Source organism: Streptosporangium sp. NPDC004379 (assembly GCF_042873875.1).
Taxonomy (GTDB): domain Bacteria; phylum Actinomycetota; class Actinomycetes; order Streptosporangiales; family Streptosporangiaceae; genus Streptosporangium.
In genome coordinates this window covers 97,965-117,475 of the sequence record NZ_JBIAMC010000020.1, presented here as the reverse complement: position 1 = coordinate 117,475, position 19,511 = coordinate 97,965, and the positions used below count along the sequence as shown (strand labels likewise).

At 71.1% G+C, this 19,511-nt stretch carries 17 protein-coding genes; 7 read left to right on the top strand and 10 right to left on the bottom strand.

Going from position 1 to position 19,511, the window contains the following annotated elements:
* Positions 1–92 precede the first annotated feature (92 nt).
* Together ACFYSC_RS32125 and ACFYSC_RS32120 are read left to right on the top strand one after the other, a co-directional pair.
* The gene (locus tag ACFYSC_RS32125; RefSeq protein WP_389969085.1) at positions 93–1,463 is read left to right on the top strand and encodes a GH1 family beta-glucosidase; all 1,371 of its coding nucleotides are present in this window, start codon (positions 93–95) and stop codon (positions 1,461–1,463) included.
* Positions 1,460–2,458, top strand: coding sequence for a LacI family DNA-binding transcriptional regulator (locus tag ACFYSC_RS32120; protein WP_389969083.1), 999 nt, complete (start codon positions 1,460–1,462; stop codon positions 2,456–2,458). The genes ACFYSC_RS32125 and ACFYSC_RS32120 overlap by 4 nt, the downstream gene beginning before the upstream one ends.
* Before the next feature lie 75 nt (positions 2,459–2,533).
* On the opposite strand, the gene ACFYSC_RS32115 is transcribed toward ACFYSC_RS32120, so the two are convergent.
* From ACFYSC_RS32115 to ACFYSC_RS32100, 4 genes are all read right to left on the bottom strand, one after another.
* Positions 2,534–3,529 carry a LacI family DNA-binding transcriptional regulator gene (locus ACFYSC_RS32115; RefSeq protein WP_389969081.1) on the bottom strand — a complete coding sequence of 332 codons (996 nt, stop codon included), beginning with the start codon at positions 3,527–3,529 and terminating at the stop codon, positions 2,534–2,536.
* A 215-nt stretch (positions 3,530–3,744) separates the two neighbouring features.
* Entirely contained in the window at positions 3,745–4,548 is an 804-nt protein-coding gene (locus tag ACFYSC_RS32110; RefSeq protein ID WP_362937670.1) for a carbohydrate ABC transporter permease, read from the bottom strand.
* 91 nt (positions 4,549–4,639) lie between these two features.
* Positions 4,640–5,623 carry a carbohydrate ABC transporter permease gene (locus ACFYSC_RS32105; protein WP_389969079.1) on the bottom strand — a complete coding sequence of 328 codons (984 nt, stop codon included), beginning with the start codon at positions 5,621–5,623 and terminating at the stop codon, positions 4,640–4,642.
* A gap of 192 nt (positions 5,624–5,815) precedes the next feature.
* On the bottom strand, positions 5,816–7,108 hold the full coding sequence (locus tag ACFYSC_RS32100; RefSeq protein WP_389969077.1) for an extracellular solute-binding protein: 1,293 nt from the start codon (positions 7,106–7,108) through the stop codon (positions 5,816–5,818).
* 459 nt (positions 7,109–7,567) lie between these two features.
* Here ACFYSC_RS32100 and ACFYSC_RS32095 point away from each other — a divergent pair, with 459 nt between their 5' ends.
* From ACFYSC_RS32095 to ACFYSC_RS32085, 3 genes are all read left to right on the top strand, one after another.
* Positions 7,568–7,942: an FKBP-type peptidyl-prolyl cis-trans isomerase gene (locus tag ACFYSC_RS32095; RefSeq protein ID WP_362937662.1), complete on the top strand. Its 375-nt coding sequence runs from the start codon at positions 7,568–7,570 to the stop codon at positions 7,940–7,942.
* Positions 7,943–8,167: 225 nt separating this feature from the next.
* Complete coding sequence (locus ACFYSC_RS32090) at positions 8,168–9,700, top strand: ATP-dependent DNA ligase (RefSeq protein WP_389969075.1); 1,533 nt, start codon at positions 8,168–8,170, stop codon at positions 9,698–9,700.
* Positions 9,701–10,180: 480 nt separating this feature from the next.
* On the top strand, positions 10,181–11,044 hold the full coding sequence (locus tag ACFYSC_RS32085) for a septal ring lytic transglycosylase RlpA family protein (RefSeq protein ID WP_389969073.1): 864 nt from the start codon (positions 10,181–10,183) through the stop codon (positions 11,042–11,044).
* A gap of 191 nt (positions 11,045–11,235) precedes the next feature.
* Here ACFYSC_RS32085 and ACFYSC_RS32080 read toward each other — a convergent pair whose 3' ends face one another.
* Complete coding sequence (locus ACFYSC_RS32080; protein WP_389969071.1) at positions 11,236–11,865, bottom strand: DUF1707 and DUF4870 domain-containing protein; 630 nt, start codon at positions 11,863–11,865, stop codon at positions 11,236–11,238.
* A gap of 144 nt (positions 11,866–12,009) precedes the next feature.
* Here ACFYSC_RS32080 and ACFYSC_RS32075 point away from each other — a divergent pair, with 144 nt between their 5' ends.
* Complete coding sequence (locus tag ACFYSC_RS32075; protein WP_189245595.1) at positions 12,010–12,348, top strand: hypothetical protein; 339 nt, start codon at positions 12,010–12,012, stop codon at positions 12,346–12,348.
* Positions 12,349–12,369: 21 nt separating this feature from the next.
* On the opposite strand, the gene ACFYSC_RS32070 is transcribed toward ACFYSC_RS32075, so the two are convergent.
* The 5 genes from ACFYSC_RS32070 to ACFYSC_RS32050 all read right to left on the bottom strand — a co-directional run bounded on the left by ACFYSC_RS32070 (position 12,370) and on the right by ACFYSC_RS32050 (position 17,276).
* Positions 12,370–13,506, bottom strand: a complete 1,137-nt coding sequence (locus ACFYSC_RS32070; RefSeq protein ID WP_389969069.1) for a DUF4192 domain-containing protein — start codon at positions 13,504–13,506, stop codon at positions 12,370–12,372.
* 178 nt (positions 13,507–13,684) lie between these two features.
* Positions 13,685–14,455, bottom strand: coding sequence for an EI24 domain-containing protein (locus tag ACFYSC_RS32065; protein WP_389969067.1), 771 nt, complete (start codon positions 14,453–14,455; stop codon positions 13,685–13,687).
* A gap of 68 nt (positions 14,456–14,523) precedes the next feature.
* Positions 14,524–15,117 carry a Maf family protein gene (locus ACFYSC_RS32060; protein WP_389969065.1) on the bottom strand — a complete coding sequence of 198 codons (594 nt, stop codon included), beginning with the start codon at positions 15,115–15,117 and terminating at the stop codon, positions 14,524–14,526.
* A 194-nt stretch (positions 15,118–15,311) separates the two neighbouring features.
* On the bottom strand, positions 15,312–16,295 hold the full coding sequence (locus tag ACFYSC_RS32055) for a hypothetical protein (protein WP_389969063.1): 984 nt from the start codon (positions 16,293–16,295) through the stop codon (positions 15,312–15,314).
* 120 nt (positions 16,296–16,415) lie between these two features.
* Positions 16,416–17,276, bottom strand: a complete 861-nt coding sequence (locus ACFYSC_RS32050) for a peptidyl-tRNA hydrolase (protein WP_389969061.1) — start codon at positions 17,274–17,276, stop codon at positions 16,416–16,418.
* Between the two features lie 487 nt (positions 17,277–17,763).
* Between ACFYSC_RS32050 and ACFYSC_RS32045 the strand changes: the two genes are divergently transcribed.
* Positions 17,764–19,476: an ABC transporter family substrate-binding protein gene (locus tag ACFYSC_RS32045; RefSeq protein ID WP_389969059.1), complete on the top strand. Its 1,713-nt coding sequence runs from the start codon at positions 17,764–17,766 to the stop codon at positions 19,474–19,476.
* The last annotated feature ends 35 nt before the right edge of the window (positions 19,477–19,511 follow it).

The following is a 19,511-nucleotide window of genomic DNA, read 5'->3' as shown; positions in this document are numbered from 1 at the left end:
ACCGTCGGGTTTTTTCTTGACACGCCTTCTCCGGGACGGGATTCTCGGGAGAGCGCTCTCACGCGCGTGCCCGACAGAATGGAGCCTTAGAGATGACCACGTCCGCCGCAGGTGCCGGCGACACCGGCCCGCTGACCTTCCCCGAGGGGTTCCTGTGGGGGGCGGCGACCGCCGCCTACCAGATCGAGGGCGCGGCCGCGGACGACGGCAGAGGCCCCTCCATCTGGGACACCTTCTCCCGGACCCCCGGCAAGGTCCGCGCCGGCCACACCGGCGATGTGGCCTGTGACCACTACCACCGCCGCAGCGACGACGTCCGCCTGATGAGCGACCTGGACCTGGCCGCCTACCGCTTCTCCGTCTCCTGGCCCCGCATCCAGCCCGACGGGTCCGGTCCGGTCAACCCGCGCGGCCTCGACTTCTACGACCGCCTGGTGGACGAACTGCGCGAGGCCGGCATCACCCCGATCGTGACGCTCTACCACTGGGACCTGCCGCAGAGCCTGGAGGACCGGGGCGGCTGGACCGTCAGGGACACCGCCGAGCACTTCGCCGACTACGCCGCGATCATGCACGCCCGGCTGGGTGACCGGGTGGAGACCTGGACCACCCTGAACGAGCCCTGGTGCTCGGCGTTCCTCGGTTACGGCTCCGGCATCCACGCCCCCGGCCGCTCCGAGCCCGAACTGGGCTTCACCGCCGTCCACCACCTCCTGCTCGGCCACGGGCTCGCCGTCGACGCGCTGCGGGCCGGCGGGGCGGAGAAGGTCGGCATCACGCTGAACCTCGCGCCGGTGGTCGGCGACGACCCCCTCGCGGTCTCCCTGGTGGACGGCCTGCAGAACCGGATCTTCCTCGACCCGGTGCTGCGCGGCGAGTACCCGGCCGACGTGGTCGAGCGGGCCCGCCGCTTCACCGACTGGTCGTTCGTCGAGGACGGCGACCTGGAGATCATCAGCCGGCCCGTCGACCTGCTGGGCGTGAACTACTACACCCCGCAGACCGTCGCGGCCCGCCCCGGCGAGCCCGCCAGCCCGGTCTTCCCCGGCAGCGAGGGGATAGCCTTCGGCGGCGCCGACGCGCCGAAGACGGCGATGGGCTGGGCCATCCAGCCGTCTGGCCTGACCGACCTTCTCGTGCGGCTGTCGCGCGACTACCCGGGCACCCCGCTGGTCATCACCGAGAACGGCGCGGCCTTCGACGACGAGGTGAAGGACGGCGCGGTCCACGACCACGACCGGGTCTCCTACCTCGACGCGCACCTGCGCGCCGCGCACGCCGCCATCGAGCAGGGCGCCGACCTGCGCGGGTATATGGTGTGGTCACTGATGGACAATTTCGAGTGGGCCGAGGGCTACGGCAAGCGGTTCGGCGTCGTGCACGTCGACTACACCACCCAGCGCCGCACCCCCAAGGACAGCGCCCTGTGGTATCGCGACGTCATCCGGCGGAACGGCCTGTGAGAGCACGGCCGACGCTGGAGAAGGTGGCCGCCCGGGCCGGAGTGTCCCGGGCGACCGCCTCCCGGGTCATCAACGGCTCCACCCGGGTGGCCCCGCAGATCCGCGAGGCGGTCAACCGCGCCGTGGACGAGCTGGGCTACGTCCCCAACCAGGCGGCGCGCAGCCTGGTCACCCAGCGCGCCGACTCGATCGCCCTGGTCTTCCCCGAGCCCTCCACCAGGGTCTTCTCCGACGACCCGACCTTCGGCGGGATCATCCGGGGCGTCAGCATGGAGTTCGAGGAGGCCGACAAGCAACTCGTGCTGATGCTCGCCGGCACCGAGGGCAGCTACCGCCGGGTCGAGCGCTACGCCACCAACGGGCACGTGGACGGCGTGATCGTGGCGTCGATGCACGGCTCCGACCCGCTGCCGGCGATCCTCGCCCGCCGGGGCGTCCCGGTGGTCTGCAGCGGGCGTCCCACCATGGCGGGCGAGCTGCCGTACGTGGACATGGACAACGCCGGCGGCGCCGAGCGCGCGGTGCGGCACCTGCTGGAGCAGGGACGCCGCCGGATCGCGGCCATCGCGGGCCCCCAGGACATGGTCGCCGGGATCGACCGCCTCGCCGGCTACCGGAACGTCCTGCGCGACTCCGACCGCCGTTCCATCGTCGCGGTCGGCGACTTCACCCGCGAGTCGGGAACGGCGGCCATGCGCCATCTGCTGGCCGACGACCCGGAGCTGGACGCGGTGTTCGCCGCCAACGACCTGATGGCGCTGGGAGCGCTGCGGGCGTTGCGGGACGCCGGCCGCTCCGTTCCCGGCGACGTCGCCGTCGTCGGCTTCGACGACATCCCGGCCGCCTCCTACGCCGAGCCGCCGCTGACCACGGTCCGGCAGCCGACCGAGGAGATGGGACGGACGCTCGCCCGGATGGTCCTGGGCCTGGAGGATCGGGGATCCGTGGTGCTCTCCACCGAGCTCGTCGTGCGGGAGTCCACGAAGGCCGTCTGACCGCCTCCGCGCGGGCCTCCCGGGAGCCGGCCGGTCACTTTCCACATGGATCGTCGGCTCCCCGGCGGGCCGCCCCTAGGTGGACTTCCTGACGACGAGACCGGCCGGCATGAGCACCGGCTCGGCCGGTCTCCCCTCCATCAGCGTGAGCAGCAGCCGCACCATGATGGCGGCCTGCTCGGCGTGCGGGACGCTGACCGTCGTGAGCGGCGGGTCGGTGTAGCGGGCCGCCTCTATGTCGTCGTAGCCGACGACCGCGACGTCGGCGGGGACCCGGCGGCCGGCCTGGCGCAGCGCGTGCAGGGCCCCGATCGCCATCAGGTCGTTGGCCGCGAACACCGCGTCCAGTGCCGGGTCGTCCGCCAGGAGCTGCCGCGTCGCCGTCGCGCCCGACTCGCGGGTGAAGTCGCCGACCGCGACGATGGAGCGGCGGTCGGCCTCCCTCAGGACGTCCCGGTACCCGGCCAGGCGGTCCTGGCCGGCCACCATGTCCAGCGGCCCGGTGATGGTCGCGATCCGGCGGCGCCCCCGTTCCAGCAGGTGACGCACGGCGGTGGCGGCGCCCGCCGCGCTCTCGCCGTCCGCGTAGGGGATCTCGACCGGCACCGCGGGCCTGCCGTACGACACGACCGGGACGCGCAGCCGGGTGAGCGCGCCGGGCAGTGGGTCGGCGCTGTGGCTCGACACGAGCATGACGCCGTCCACGTGGCCGCCGGCGATGTAGTTCTCCACCCGGGCGTGGCTCTCCGGCGACCCTGCCAGCAGCAGCACCGTCTGCCTGCCCGCGGACTCCAGCTCCAGGCTGGCCACCCGGATGACCGTGGAGAACATCGGGTCGTCGGAGAACACCCGGTTCGGTGACTCCGACACCACCAGTGCGATCGAGTTGGTCCGCTGGGTGACCAGGTTCCGCGCCGCGCCGTTGGGGACGTAGCCCAGCTCACGCACCGCCCGCATCACCGTCTCGCGGATGTCCGGGGTGACGGTGGCCTGGCCGTTCACCACCCGGGAGACGGTCGCCCGGGAGACTCCCGCGCGGGCGGCGACCGCCTCCAAAGTGGGTCGTCTCATCTGCCACTCCCCCAGCAGTTCTTTTCCGTCGGACGCCTCGGGCGCCTCGGCGCGGTGCCCGAGGCCCTCGTCCGGCGCCCGGTGTCCTCGTCCGGCGGCCGGTGTCCTCGTCCGGCGGCCGGTGTCCTCGTCCGGCGGCCGGTGTCCTCGTCCGGCGGCCGGTGTCCTCGTCCGGCGGCCGCCCGGGACCGGGCGGCCGCTTCACCCGGGGTGGCTCACCCCTTCACCGCCCCCTGCATGATCCCTCCGATGATCTGCTTGCCGAGCAACGCGAACACCAGCAGCAGCGGAAGGGTGCCCACCGCGGTCCCGGACAGCCCGAGCACGAAGTCGTTGACGTATCCGCTGGCGAGCGTGGACAGGGCCACCTGCACCGTCGGGTTCTCCGGGGTCAGGACCACCAGCGGCCAGAAGTAGTCGTTCCAGGCGGTCATGAACGTGAGCATGCCGAGCACGGCCGCCGCCGGCCGGGCCGCCGGGATCACGACGTTCCGGAACAGCCCCCAGGTGGTGCAGCCGTCGATCCTGCCCGCCTCCAGCAGCTCCGTCGGCAGCGCGCGCTGCAGGAACTGCGTCATGAAGAACACGCCGAACGCGTTGACCAGCGCCGGGACCACCAGCGCGTACATGGTGCCGGTCCACTCGACCTTCACCATGAGCATGTACAGCGGGATGATGCCGAGCTGGGCCGGGACCATCATGGTCCCCACGGTGATCAGCAGCATGACGTTCCTGCCCCGGAACCGCAGCTTCGCGAAGGCGAACCCGGCCAGCGTCGAGAAGAACATCACGGTGACGGCGATCGAGCCCGAGACCACGAACGAGTTGAGCAGCGCCAGCCCGAACGGGACGGTGTCGAAGACCCGTTCCACGTTCGCGAAGAAGTTGCCGCCGGGCAGCAGCGGAGGCGGCACCTGGGCGAGCGCGGCGTTGTCGCGGGAGGCGACGACCACGCTGTAGTACAGGGGGAACGCGGAGAAGAACGCCACCGCGGTCAGCGTCAGATAGCGCAGCCTCATCGGCCGCTCACCTCCTTCGGCCCGTCGCGCCGGTCACCCCGGCCGTCCGGGCCGTTCCGGTCGTCCCCGGGTCCTCGGTGCGCCGGCCGGGTCATTTCAGGTCTCCCCGGGAACGGCTGATGAACAGGTAGTTGACGGCCGCGGCGACCACCACGAAGGCGAACATGACCCACGAGGCGGCCGAGGCGTAGCCGAAGTCGAAGTTGACGAAGCCGCGCTCGTACACGTAGAGCGCGAGTGTCTGGAACTGCCGGTCCGGTCCGCCGGTGACGATGTTGCCGCCGTTGGTGCCGGCGCCGAACAGCAGCGGCTCGGCGATGACCTGCATCGCCCCGATCGTGGAGACGATCACCACGAAGATGATCGTCGGCCGGATCATCGGGATGGTGATCTTCCGGAGCTGGGTGTACGGCGACGCGCCGTCGAGGGTCGCCGCCTCGTAGAGCTCCCGCGGTACGGCCTGCATGGCGGCGAGGAAGATCAGGGCGTTGTACCCCGTCCACCGCCACATGATCATGACGGAGAGGGCGATGTGGGAGGAGAGGGTGCCCTCGCTCCAGGCGACGCCGTCGGCGCCGAACCAGGAGAGCACCCAGTTGACCAGGCCGAAGTCGCGGCCGAACAGCTGGCTGAAGATCACCACGACCGCGACCACGCTGGTCACGTTGGGCAGCAGGAGCGTGATCCGGAAGAAGGTCTGCGCCCGCAGCGGACGGTTGAGCATGTTCGCCAGCCAGATCGCCATGACCAGCTGCGGGACGGTGGACAGCACCCCGATGGACAGGGTGTTGAAGGTGGCGTTCCAGAAGTAGCTGTCAGCGAACAGCGTGGCGAAGTTGTCCAGGCCGATGAACTCGTGGACGTCCGAGAGCAGGGTCCACTCGTGCAGGCTCACCCAGGCGGTGTAGATGAGGGGGAACAGGCCGAACGCGCAGAACAGGGCGAGGAACGGAGCGACGTAGGCGTACGGCGAGACTTTCACGTCGAGCCGGTGGCGCAGGGAGCTCCGGGGCGGGCGGTGGGACGCCCGCCCCGTGATCGTGGCCGCCGGCCGGTCCGGGGCACGAGTGGCCATGGCTGGGCCTTTCAGGAGGTCGGATGATCACTTTTCGGAGGGCCGGCGGGCCTGGGAACCGGGACGCCGATCCGAGGCCGGGGGCGCCGGCCCGGGACTCGGCGCGCCGGTGCGGGGCCTGGCGGGCCGATGCGGGGATCCGGCCCGTGCCGGGTGGGGAGCCGGCCCGGTCGTTCCGAGCCGGCCGCGCCGTCACTTGACGGTTTCGGCGTCCTTGAGGGCCTGGTTCCAGGCCTCCTCGGGCTGCTGCTTGCCCTGCTCGACCCGGCCGATGCCGTCACCGAAGGCCGCACGGACCAGGGCCTCCTTCGGACCGAGGTGCTGGGGCTTGAGCGCCTTGGCGGCCTCGGAGTAGATCTTGCCGACCGGGGCGTCGTTGAAGAACGGCTTGGTGAAGTCCTTGATCGACGGGTCGTCGTAGAGGGCGGGGATGGAGGGGAAGCTGCCCGTCTCCTTGAACACCTTGGCCTGGTTCTCCTTGGAGGTGAGGAAGTCGATCAGCTCGGCCGCCTCCTTGGGGTGCTTGCTCTGCTTGGGAACCATGAGGTGCGAGCCGCCGCTGTTGCCGGCGCCGCCGGGCACCGTGGCGATGTCCCACTTGCCCGTGGCGTCCTTGGCCTGCTCCTGGATGTAGGCGGTCATCCAGGCGGGGCAGATGATCGTGGCGAAGGAGCCCTTGGCGAAACCGGTGTTCCACGGCGGGGAGAAGGCGGCGAGCTTGGCCGACAGCCCGTTCTGGACGACCTTGACGGAGGTGTCCCACGCCTTCCGCACATCCGGGTTGCCGCTCGCGATGAGGTTGTCCTGCTGGTCGTAGAAGCCGGTCGGGGCCTGGTTGACCATGGCCCGGAACAGCTCTCCCGGGCTGTCGACGAACTTGGCGCCCGGAACCTTGGCCTCGGTGAACTTCTTGCCGGTCTCGATGTAGGCGTCCCACGTCGGCCAGAGCTCGGAGACCTTCTCCCGCTCGTCGGGCAGACCGGCCTTCTCGAACAGGTCCCTGCGGTAGCACATGGCCAGGCCGCCGACGTCGGTGCCGAGGCCGAGCAGCGTGGAGCCGTCCTTCGACAGGCCCTGCTGCCACTTCCAGTCGAGGTAGTCGCTCTTCCGCCGGTCCAGACCGAACTCCTTGAGGTCGTGGAACTTGGCGGGCTGGGCGGTGAAGGTGCTGATGAAGCCCACCTCGACGGCCTCGACGTCGGCGGCGCCCGCGTTGGTGGCCAACTGCTTGACCAGGTTGTTGTGATGGTCGTCGAACTTCGTCACCCGTTCGACGATCTCCACGTCGGGGTGGGTCTTCCGGTACTCCTCGTACAGCGGCTTGAAGCCGAAGTCGCCGAAGAGGGCGACCGTCAGCTTGATCTTCTCTCCCGGCTTGGCGGCGTCCGCGCCGCCTGTGGCGGCACCGCCGCCACAGGCGGCGAGGCTCAGGGCGAGTGCGGACGCGGCGACCACCGGGGCGAGCAGACGGCGTGGGGTGCTCATGGAACCCTCCCTGGGTTCTCAAGGTGATCATGAAGAGAGCGCTCTCAGGAAGAGAGGCTGATGGCACACGGAGGGCGTGTCAACATCTTCGGGGATAACGATCGCCGTTACCGAGCCGTGCGAAGCGGGGCGGCGCCCTCGGCGCTCCAGTCGCTTCCTCTTTATGTTTTTGCACTTCAAAGCCATTTTTAAGACAGTCGGCACGCTCCGTGGGAGCGCTCCCCCCGCGAGATGGAGCCGTACCGGGATCTTGTTCTGCAAGCGGACCGGAGGCGAACGGACGCTCGACCGGACCCGTTTGGGAAACCGCTCTCTCGTATGTGTCGGGCGGTTCTCCCTCCCGCGGCGCCACGCCGGGAGCGGGAGGGGACACCTGCGTCCCTCGCGTGTCCGCCCGACCCCGTAGAGTCGTCCGGTCGGCCGGAGAACGGCCGGCGCGCAACCGATAAGGAGAACCACGTGGCACTGGAGAAGCCGGAGATCGACTTCCCCGAGGGCGAGGCCCCCTCGGAGCTGCAGATCACCGACCTCGTCGAGGGAAGCGGCCAGGAGGCCAAGCCGGGTGACATGGTCACCGTGCACTACGTCGGCGTCGCCTTCTCCACCGGCGAGGAGTTCGACGCCTCGTGGAACCACGGCGACACCTTCCAGTTCCCGCTGGGGGGCGGACGGGTGATCGCGGGATGGGACCAGGGCGTCGCGGGCATGAAGGTCGGCGGCCGCCGCCGGCTCGTCATCCCGCCCCACCTCGGCTACGGCAACCGCGGCGCGGGACCCCTCATCAAGCCGGGCGAGACGCTCATCTTCGTCGTCGACCTGCTCGGCGTGAACTGACGTCACCGCGGGCGGCCGCCCGTTCCGGATGACCGGACCCGGCCGGCCGCCCGTCGCCGGGTGAGCGCCCGGTCCCGGCCGCCCGCCCACCGCCGGTCCCCCTGTCCCCGGGCAGGCACCCGCCGCCCGGCAGGGATCCGTTCCCGGGCAGGGACCCGTTCCCGGGCAGGCATCCGGAAAGCGGCGGCCCTCGTCGCCGGAACACCGGCCGCGACTCGTAGGGTGATGGCTGTGTTGCTGATCGAGCTCGCACGCACCTCGGCCGCCGTGGCGGCCACTCCCGCACGCCTGGCGAAGATCTCCCAGCTCGCGGAGCTGCTGGGCAGGACCGAGCCCGGCGAGGCGGAGATCGCCATCGCCTACCTCTCCGGCGAGCTTCCCCAGCGCAACGTCGGCGTGGGCTGGGCCGCCCTGCAGGACCCGCCCGAACCCCGTCTGGCCGCGACCGCCACCCTGCGCGAGGTGAACGACCTCCTCGACCGCATCAAGGCCCAGGCCGGCCCCGGTTCCCAGCTCGCGCGCAAGACCCTCCTCGAGGAGCTGTTCGGCGCCGTCACCCGCCAGGAGCAGGTCTTCCTGTCCCGGCTGCTCCGCAGCGAGCTGCGCCAGGGCGCGCTGCACGGGGTGATGACGGAAGCCGTCGCCAAGGCCGCCGGGGTCCCGGTGGCGGAGGTCCGGCGGGCGCTGACCCTGCGCGGCTGGCTTCCCGCCGTGGGCGCCGCCGCACTGGCCGGCGGGGTCGACGCCCTGCGCGCCTTCCGCCTGGAGGTCGGCCACCCGGTCGCCCCGATGCTCGCCCAGAGCGCCGTCTCCGTGGCCGCCGCACTGGACAAGCTGGGCGGGCCGGTCGCGCTCGAATGGAAGCTCGACGGTGTCCGGGTGCAGGCGCACCGCTCCGGCGACGAGGTCACCGTCTTCACCCGCACGCTCGACGACATCACCGCTCAGGTGCCCGAGCTGGTCGAGGCGGTCCGCGCGCTGCCCGCCGCGGACCTGGTCCTGGACGGCGAGGTCATCGCGCTGCGCCCCGACGGCCGCCCCCAGCCCTTCCAGGTCACCTCCGGCCGCGTGTCGAGCCGCCTCGACGTGCCCGGAGTGCGCGCGAAGACCCCGTTGAGCGTGTTCTTCTTCGATGCGCTGCGGGTGGACGGCGCCGACCTGCTCGACCTGCCCGGTGAGGCGCGCCACGCCGCCCTCGCGGCGGCCGTCCCCGCGGAGCTGGTGACCCCCCGCCTGGTGACCGACGACCTCGCGAGCGCCGAGACGTTCTTCAAGGACGTGCTCCGTAGCGGCCACGAGGGCGTGGTGGTCAAGTCCCTGCGGGCGCCCTACGCCGCCGGGAGGCGCGGCGCCGGATGGATCAAGGTGAAGCCCCGGCACACTCTCGACCTGGTGGTCCTCGCCGCCGAATGGGGGCACGGCCGGCGTCAGGGCAGGCTCTCCAATCTCCACCTCGGAGCGCTCGACCCGAGCACCGGCGGCTTCGTCATGCTCGGCAAGACCTTCAAGGGGTTGACCGACGAGTTGCTGGCGTGGCAGACCGGCCGCCTGCTGGAGATCGCCGAGGGTCCCGCCGACGGCTTGACGGTCACCGTCCGCCCCGAGCTCGTGGTCGAGATCGCGTTCGACGGGGTCCAGCAGTCGAGCCGTTACCCCGGTGGGATGGCACTGCGCTTCGCCCGGGTCATCCGCTACCGGCCCGACAAGAGCGCCGGTGAAGCCGACACCGTCGAGACGGTGCGCTCCCTCATGCTCTGAGGGCCGCGAGCCCCGCATCGGGGAAACACCCCGAAGCCCGCAGGCTCCAGCGTCCCCGAAGATTCACCGCCCGGATCACACCGGTACGCCGCGATGCGCATCACCATGCCCGGCGCATGCGGCGGGCCTCATTCGATCTAGGCGGAAATCCGCGTACCACCGGCATTTCCAAGATTCACCGCGTACGCTCACAACCCCGCGGACCAGCCCGGAGATCGCAGATCCGGACAGCTGAACGATCTTTTATGGCCCGTACACGATCATTTCTTTGCACATCAATCAAGATTCATTGACACAGTGATATGAATCACTTGCAGCGCTTTAAGTTGCCTTTACCGGTTCTTTGTCGCATATGTTCGACCGCATCGCGCGGGTGACATTCCGTCTCCCCGCCCACGAGAACGGCCTGCATCCCCCTCGTCCCCTCGTCCCCCATGGCCGTCTCGCGTCCTGCCCCCGACCTTGGACCCGTGATCACCCTTGGGCCTGCATTCCGCTCCCCCGTCCGACAAGACCCTCCCCTTCCGGAAACCGGAGACGAACCGGCGGCGCCTGGCCGTACTGGCCGTCGGCGCCACCGCGGTGGTGGCGGTCTCGAGCACCGCCTGGGCGCTCTCGGCCGACGACCACGCCTCGCGGGCGTCCACGGCGGCCGTCTTCAGCCCCCGGCAGGCCGGTGCCCCCGGCGACACCACGCCGCACGGCCTCGCCTCTCCCTCCGCGTCCCCCTCGGAGGGGTCCTCCTCGGGGACGCCCGGTCCGAACGCCTCCGAGGCCGCCGACGAGGCGAACTCCCGCGTCTCCCCCTCTCCGGCGGCCTCCCCCGGGACCTCCACCACGACGGGGACGTCCCCCGGCACCCGCCCCACCGCCGAGGCCGCCCCGCGGTCGCGGTCCGGGAGCGGGCGGGACACCGCCTCCGCGTCGAAGGACACCGGGAGCACGGCCGCGAACACGGCCAGGAGCACCGCGCGGAACACACCAAAGAGCAAGACGGCGGGCAAGCCGAAGACACGGCGGTCCGGCGCCCGCGACACGTCGAACGCGGAGCGCGTCCTCTCCAGCGGCGCCTGCGGCGCCTCCTACTACGACGAGCCGCAGATGACCGCCAGCGGCGAGCGCTTCGACCCGAGCGCGATGACCGCCGCTCACAAGACCCTGCCGCTGGGCAGCAAGGTCCGCGTGACCAACCCGGCCAACGGCGAGTCGGTGACGGTCCGGATCAACGACCGCGGCCCCTACACGGGCGGGCGCTGCCTGGACCTGTCCAGGGCGGCCTTCTCCGCCATCGGCGACACCGGTGCGGGCGTCATGCGGGTCAAGTACGAGGTCCTCGCCACCTGACCGGCTTCCCCGCAGGCCGATGAGGCCCCGATGGCCCACGAGGCCCCGGTTCAGGTCGGCATCCCCGGCACCCGGCCGGCGTCCCCCACCGACCGGCATCCCCTCCCGACCGGTGAAACCCTCCCGACCGGCGTCCCCTCCGGGGCGGCCGACGCCTCCGGACCGGTCGGCGCCTACGGGCCGGCGGACGCCTACTTCACCGGGCGCATCGCCAGCGGGTACCGGAAGTCATCGTCGGTCAGCGCCTTGACCCCGCCGATCACCGACAGCACCATGCCGCCGATCCATACCGCCGGGATCAGGACGGCGCCCACGACGGTGATGGCCAGGAGCACGCTCGCACCCAGCAGGGTCAGCTGGAAGTTGAGCGCCTCGACCGCGTGCCTGCGGACGTGGGGCGAGGTCCTACCGGCGGCGAGCAGCATGATGAGCGGGCCGATCGCGAACAGTCCGGTCAGCGGCAGCAGATGCGCCGCGGCCGCGCCCAGCCGTTCTCCTCCGTCCTTCGCCCGCGCGGCGGGGTACGGGAGGGGCCGCCCGCCCGTCTGCGGGTGGAACGCGGGGACGGCGGGGCGGGAACCGTACAGTTCGTACATGATCGGCATGAGGTCACCGTGGACGCGGGCCGTCATGGCCCGCTCCAGCCGGTCGTCGAACTCGAACTTGTCGAGCCGCCCTTCGGCATAGGCCGTCTTGACGTGCTCGACGACCTGCTCCCGGTCCTGGTTGCTGACCCGCAGACCGGCGTGGCCCGGCCCCGGAGCGGGGGACGCCCCGGTTTCGCGCCACGGGCTCGCCTCCGGTGTCGCTGTCCGTTCCATGAGACCGACATACCCTTCGTCGCTGGCTTACCTCCATGATCGCGGTGGGCTTCCGGCCGGTCCATCCGGATAAACCCTTGGATATCCCCTAGAGGGCACCCCGGTATGACCCCGTCGGACCCCTGGGAGATGTATATAAGAGGCATGAGATGGCGGGATCGCTACGGATTGAGGCGGCGAGGCGGCCCTAAGATCGCCAAGTTCGATCGTGAGGCCACCGACGCCGACATCGAGGCGCTCATCGCCTTCGCGAAGTCGCGCCGGGGTGTCGAGTTCTACGTCGAGCCGGAGACGTTCGCGACGGACACCACGGCGATGGCCATCGCGGACGACGGCGAGTGGACGAGGCGCCGGGTCGGCTCCCCCGCGGTGATCCGCAAGGTGGCCCGTGACCTGTCGCTTCCGGTCTACGACGTGCAGCTGACCGGCTATCCGCCCCGGATGCGCGCCTACAACGAGCGGCGCAGGCTCGCCGAGGACTGACCTCCGGGCATCCTGGGCCGGTCACCCGGCCGGTGCCGCGGGCTCCTCCAGCAGGGAGATCATGGGTAGCAGCCACGCGGCTCGGGGACTGCCCATCTCCTCGTCCAGCTCCTCGGGGCTGGGCATCCTGTCCTTCAGCGCCTGCGGCGGGACCAGGTGCCGCAGTGCGTGCATGAGCAGGTTGGCCATGGAGTAGCCGGGATCGGCCTCGTGCGCGCGGGTCAGGGCCACCCCGGCCAGCGCGGAGTCACCTTCCCGCCAGGCGACCACGCCGAGCAGGGAGGCGGTCGGCGCGACGAAGCGCGGCTCCAGCCGCAGGGTGAGGTCCTGCCATAACCGGCGGTGGACGTCGCAGGAGTCGTCGGTGACGAGCGCCCACGCCTCGTCGCGGACGCGGACCACCGCCAGGTCGAGCCCCAGCCTGGCCGCCTGCTCGTCGTCGAGCCGCCCGCCCGCGGCGTAGGCGCCGATGGCCGCGCGGACCCGGGTGACGCCGTCGGCCACGAACTCCGCCGCGAACCCCTCGACGTCGCCGCAGGTGGCGAGCCTCTCTCCGACCTCCCTCGTGACCCGGGCGGTGGCCCGTCGCATGGCCTCCCGCGCGGCGCCGCCGACGGGGTCGAGCGACCTGGCCAGAGACTCCCGGTCGGGGAAGGCGACCAGCCCCCGCACGGTCGCCTGGGCGGCGATCTCCCCGGCCCGGGGGTCGTACGGTGTGCCGTCCGGAGGACAGCATCCGGACCGGGAGCAGAGATAGGACCAGTAGCGGCCGTCCTCCACCCGCAGGGCGTCGACGACGACGAGGCCGCCCCGGCGGAAGAGCGCGACGGTCTCGTCCATGACCGGGGTCACCAGGGGGCCGGTGCCGTATCCGGCCAGGATGACCTGGGTGACCCCCTCCCGGCGGAAGACCGCGGCGACCTGGGCGGCGTCCGGGTCGACGGGCGGCAGGTCCCAGCGGACGGTGAGATGCAGCCGCCCCCGGGGAGGGCGGCCCCTCAGGCCGATCGCGACGAGGCTGTCGGCGGGGTGGAACCCCAGGAGGTATGGAACGGCGCCGAGGACGTCCTCGGTGGACCTGAGCAGGAGACCGGGCTGGTCGGCGAGGGAGACGGACTGGACGGACGGGGCCGGCGAGGCCGGGAGGTCGGTTGTCATGGCCCAGAGCCTCGCGCGTCCCCCGCCTCCTCCGTCCGGCCGAATCCCGTTCTGTGGACGGCCGGACGGGATCGGGCCGGCCTGTGGAAAACCTCCCGGCGGCCCGGAGCGCGCCGCGCCCGGCCCGGCGGCCCGACGGCCCGACGGCCCAGCGACCCGACGGCCCGGCGGCCCTGCTTCAGCCCCGCCGGTGGAGAGGCTCCGCGGGCGCCAGGCGCGCCCGCACCATGACGGTCGCCCCCGCCACGGCGGCGGGCATCGCGACCACCGCCGCCAGCGGGATCAGGAAGATGACGAAGAGCGGTACCCCGAAGCCGAGCACGACCGCCTTGTCCGCCCTGAGCAGGGCGAAGCGTGTCCTGCGCCGCATGCCCCTGCGCTCCATGGCCAAAGTGGTGAGCTCGGCGGTGAGGAAGAAGCCGGACACGATCGCACCCAGGACCGGCGCCACCGTCTGGCCGACCACCGGCACGAAGCCGAGGAAGAACAGCGGGATCGTGAACAGCAGCGTGTACCCGAGGATGATCAGGCTGTCCCTGATCGAGCGGGGGATCGATCTCCAGAGCGGGACCTCGGGCCCGTCCGGCACCTCCCCGTGGCTCTCCTCGACCTTCTCGGAGAGCTTCTCGTAGAAGGGCTCGCCCAGGATCAGCGTGACCGCGGTGAAGGTCACCACGGCCAGGACCACTCCCGCGCCGAAGAGGGCCATACCGAGCAGGGTGTACAGCGTGGAGCGCGCCGCCTCCCCCCACCCCGCGGCGAACGGCGTCATCCATTCGGCGATGTCCCGCGCGCTGGAACCGAGGAAGTAGAGCGCGACGGCGTAGAGCACGAACGCGATCAGCGCCGGGACCAGACCGAACAGCCACCACCGGGGGTTGCGCGCGACCCAGCGCAGTCCCTGGAGGAAGAAGCCGGCGCCCTTCGCGAAGGAGCGGAAATGACCCATGGCCGGAAGATTAGCGGGAGCGGCCGATCACCGTACGCCGCCGTCGCCCCGGCCGGAAGGCCGGAAGGTCAGGCGCGCCGCCACAGGCCCGGCACGGAGACCCCCAGTGTGGCGAGGAGACGGCGCAGGAGGGGCAGGGAGATGCCCAGGACGTTGCCGTGGTCGCCCTCGATGCTCTCGACGAACCAGCCGCCGGGGCCGTCCAGGGTGAAGGCGCCCGCGACCCGGCAGGGCTCGCCGGTGGCGACGTAGGCGGTGATCTCGTCATCGGAGGGCGCGCCGAAACGCACGACCGTGGCCCCCACCTCCGACACCTGTCCGCCGCTCGCGGTGTCGATCACGCAGTGGCCGGTGAGCAGGCGGCCCTCGCGGCCGCGCATGGACCGCCAGCGGGCGACGGCCTCCTCGGGCGAGGACGGCTTGCCGTAGGCCCGGTCGTCGAGTTCCAGCACCGAGTCGCAGCCGATGACCAGGCCGCCGGTCACGTCGCGCGCCACGGCCGCCGCCTTGGCGCGCGCCAGGGTGAGGCAGAGCTCTCCGGGGCTGGCGGCGGTGACGGCCTCCTCGTCGACTCCGCTGACGATGACTTCGGGGTCCAGCCCTGCACTGCGCAGGAGGGCGAGACGGGCGGGCGAGGCGGAGGCGAGAACGATCCTGGTCACGTCTGCCGAGCCTAGCGTCCACCGCGACCCGTGCGGACGGCCCCTCCCGCGGGCGGGGCGCGGCATCGATCGGGCCGGGGGAGGACGCCGGGCGAAGGACACCGGGTGGAGGACATGGCGCCGGTGGGAGGGCTCCGGAGCGGACGGCCCGTCCCGCGCGGGACGGGCCGTCCGCGCGGGTGCCGCGGCCGGGCCTACTCCGGCTTGATCGTGGAGATCGAGGAGATCGCGGTGTTGATGTCGCGCCAGCGGGAGCGCTGGACGTCGGGGATGGTCACGAAGACGAGGGCCGGCTTGTCCAGGCCGGGGACCTCCTTCACCGCGACCGCGGCCATGGAGCGATGGGGCTTGCCCTTGACCTTGTACCTCACCTGGTAGGCCAGCATCCACCCGTCCTTAATCGACTGGGAGGCCGTCCAGGTGATCTCCCCGCCGCGGGGGTGATGGTTGAGCGTCCAGCGCGCGGCCAGCAGCGCGGTGTCCTTGACGGTCTCCTGCACGTTGATCGGCACCGGGCAGCTCACGAGCATCGCGCGTGAGGCCGTGCCCCTGACCTTCGGCAGGACCTGCCTGGTGGCGAACGGCGCGGCGCCGTAGCCCTTCCACGGCTTGCCGAAGCGGATCAGCGAGACCCCGGAGCGGGTGTCGCGGACACGGCGCTTGGCGGGGTGCTCCTTGCCGGGCAGCCGGCCGAGCCGTTTGTCGTCCGGCAGTTCGGGGACGCGGGGATCGGCCAGGGCGGCGAGCACCGCGGCGCTCCGGGGCGGTGCGGCGGGGGCCGCGCTCGCGGTCGGCGAGGCGGAGGGGGACGCGGAGGCGGACGAGGACGCCGACGCCGACGCCGATGAGGACGCGGAGGCCGATGCCGGCGCCGACAGCGGCTCGGGCGAGGAACCGGGACCGGGCGGGGGCGTCGCGGCAGATGGCGCGGCGATCGGCCCCGGCGCCTCTCCGCCCGGTCGTTCTGAGGAGCCGGAAGACACGAAGCCGATCACCGCCGCCACGGCGGCCACGATCACGGTGACGGTCACGGCCAGGAACCGGTAGATCACGCGCATCGGCAGGTCGCCGATGCGCGACCGCTTCACCGCTGAGACCGGAGGATTCTTGGGCCCGGGCCCGGCGACGATCTTCGGCAGCTCGGAGGTCTCCGCCTCGGCCACCACGTATGTCGGCATGGAACCCGTCCCACGGGTCCCTTCGGTCCCACCCACCCCATCGAGCACGATCGGGAGCGTACGACAAATCGGCTTATCCCGTGCGGGATACCCATCACACTTAGAAAACGAGTGATTTTTTCACGTTTGGTCGGGCACCTGCCGAAAGGCGAACCGCAGCCACGGGACGTCCGCGACGACCGTGCGGGAACCGGGCTCGATCTCGGTGAACCCCGCGTCCCTGACCACGGGCAGACCGGAGCCGGCCAGCGCCCCCCAGTCGCCGGGCGCGGCGGTCCGCACGGCCACCGCCAGGCCGCGCTCCCGCCAGGCGCGGCGCGCGCCCTCGTCTCCGGCCCACCAGGCGAGCTGGGCGGCGTGCCCGGCCTGGGCCATCGCCTTGCCCGCCGACATCGCAAGGCCCGGGTTCACCCACAGGACCGGCTCCCCGGGCGCGGGCGGCGCCGGTTCGGCGGAGTCGGACAGGTCGGTGCCGGAGACCTGGAGACGCGACAGGTCCCTGGGCCAAGCGTCGAGCGGGACCGGCGGGTGGACCCGGACCTCGGCGGTGCCGTGGGTGACGGTGAGGCCGGGCAGTGCGAGCACCCGGCGCCACTCGGCTCCGCGCGCCCGCCGTACGACCTTTCTGATCCGGCCGTCCTCCCAGGCGCGGACCGCCTCGGCCCACTCGCCTCCGGGGGCCGCCTGCGGAGCGTCGAGCAGCGTCAGCACGGCCAGTGCGGCGGCCTCCAGGGCGTCGGTGCGCTCGGGTGGAGCCGCCCGTTCGATGCGGACCACGAGCGGAAGGACCCGCTGCCCGGCCACGTCCTCGTCCCGCCGGGGCCGTCCGGCCTCCGAGACCGCCCCCGGGGCCTCCGGGGCCCCCGTGAAGGTCCTCCCCGCCTCCGCCGTCCCCTCGGTCCTCACGTCCTCCGCCGCCTCCCCGGCCCCCGCGGCCTCCGCTGCGCCGTACCCGTCCCGCTGCCCGCTCGCCTCGTTCACGCCTTCCAGGGTGCCCGTCCGGCGGGGGTGCGTGGACCGGCGGGTCACGCCGTACCGGACGGACCGTCCCGGCCCGCCGGGCTCCCTCCACCGGAACGGGATCATCAGCCGCCCGATCGCGGAGAGTGACGACGATCCGGCCCGTCCGCATCCCGGCGGGCCGCCCACCTGCGACTCCATCGCTTCCCCACTCCCGCCGGGCCACATCCGAGCACTATGCGTTACCGGACATAGCGGACTTCACAGACATAAGGAACTTTCCTCCTTATTTTCGCAATTGCGTAGTTTCCCGATTACCGGCCCGCTTTGTTACAGGATGGGACGCCGCCGGTATCAGGTCTGCAACACCCAAGTCGCCCCACTTGTCCAGGGGAGACTCCCGATGCTCAGCTTTGTTCGACCATTGCTGACGGCTGACCCCAGACCGGACGATAAAAGGAGTGCTGCCGTGTTCCATGCGCGGACATCTGGCAAGTTTCTAGTAGCAGTGGCAGGAGGTGCACTCCTGCTGAGCGCCTGCGCGGGCACCGACTCGGCGAGCAAGCCCACCACGTCGGGCTCGGCCGCAGCCTCTTCGGGCTCCGGTGCGGGGAAGACGGTCACCTTCGCCTTCGACCAGGAGTTCAGCTCCTACAACGGCAACACCGGCGCTGAGAACGCCTCCCGCAACAACCTGCCGCTGCAGCGCGTGCTGACCGCTTTCTGGTACTTCGGCGGCGACGGCACGGTCACCCCGAACAAGGACTTCGGGACCTACGAGAAGATCTCCGACGACCCGCTGAAGGTCAAGTACACGATCAACCCCGCGGCCGTCTGGTCCGACGGCACGCCGATCGACTGTGACGACCTGATGCTGGCCTGGGCCGCCAACTCCGGCAAGATCAAGGGCTTCTCCACCGCCGGCACCACCGGCTACGAGCTCACCGACGTGCCGAACTGCGAAAAGGGCGGCAAGGAGATCACCCACACCTACAGCGAGCCGTTCGGTGACTGGGCCGGCGCGCTGTACGCGCAGGGCCAGATCATGCCGGCCCAGGTCGTGGAGAAGAAGGGTGGCCTGTCGGAGGACGAGTTCATCGAGGCCGTCAAGAAGAAGGACGCCAAGAAGCTCGCCGACGCGATCAAGTTCTACAACGACGGCTGGCTCATGAAGGGCCAGCTGCTCAGCGAGGACCTGATCCCCTCCTCCGGCCCGTACAAGCTGTCGAAGTTCGACGCCGGCCAGTCGCTGACCTTCACGGTCAACGACAAGTACTGGGGCCCCAAGCCGCAGGTGCAGACCATCGTCGAGCGCTTCATCGCGCTGGACCAGCAGGCGCAGGCGCTGCAGAACGGCGAGGTCAACATCGCCGTGCCGCAGCCCGGCCCGGACGTGCTGAACCAGCTGAACGCCCTTGAGGGCGTCACCGTCAAGACCGGTCCGCAGTACTTCTACGACCACCTTGACTTCAACATGGACTCCAGCCCGTTCAAGGACCGCACCCTGCGCGAGGCCTTCGCCAAGTGCGTTCCGCGGCAGCTGATCGTCGACAACCTGATCAAGCCGCTGAACCCGAACGCCACCATCCTCCAGGCCCGCCTGGTCTCCAGCGTCCAGCCGAGCTACGCCGACGTCGTCAACGGCATCGCCGGCGAGGACAAGAAGTACGACCAGGTCGACATCGAGGGCGCCAAGGCCCTGCTGAAGAAGGCCGGCAAGGAAGGCCTCGAGATCAAGATCGGCTACCAGTCGCCGAACCCCCGCCGCACCTCGGTCACCCAGCTGATCAGTGACTCCTGCAGCAAGGCCGGCTTCAAGATCAAGGACAACGGCGACGAGAACTTCTTCGGCAACGGCCTGACCAACAACACCTACGACGTGGCCCTGTTCGGCTGGATCGGCTCCGACCTGATCAGCGGCAGCACCTCGACGTACACCTCGCCCAGCAAGTGCGACAGCGAGCACAAGGGCAACAACAACGGCTGCTACTCGAACAAGAAGGTCGACGAGCTGCTGAAGAAGGTCAACGCGACCACCGACAAGGCCGCGCAGACCCCGCTCATCGCCGAGGCCGAGAAGATCATGTGGCAGGACCTCGCCACGATCCCGCTGTACGAGAACCCGAACCTGACCGCGTGGTCCGAGGGCGTCAACAACGTCATCCCGAACCCGACCCAGGCCGGCATCAGCTGGAACATGGACAAGTGGACGATCGAGTAGTCCCACCCGTTCCGACCGCGGGCCACGGCCACGGC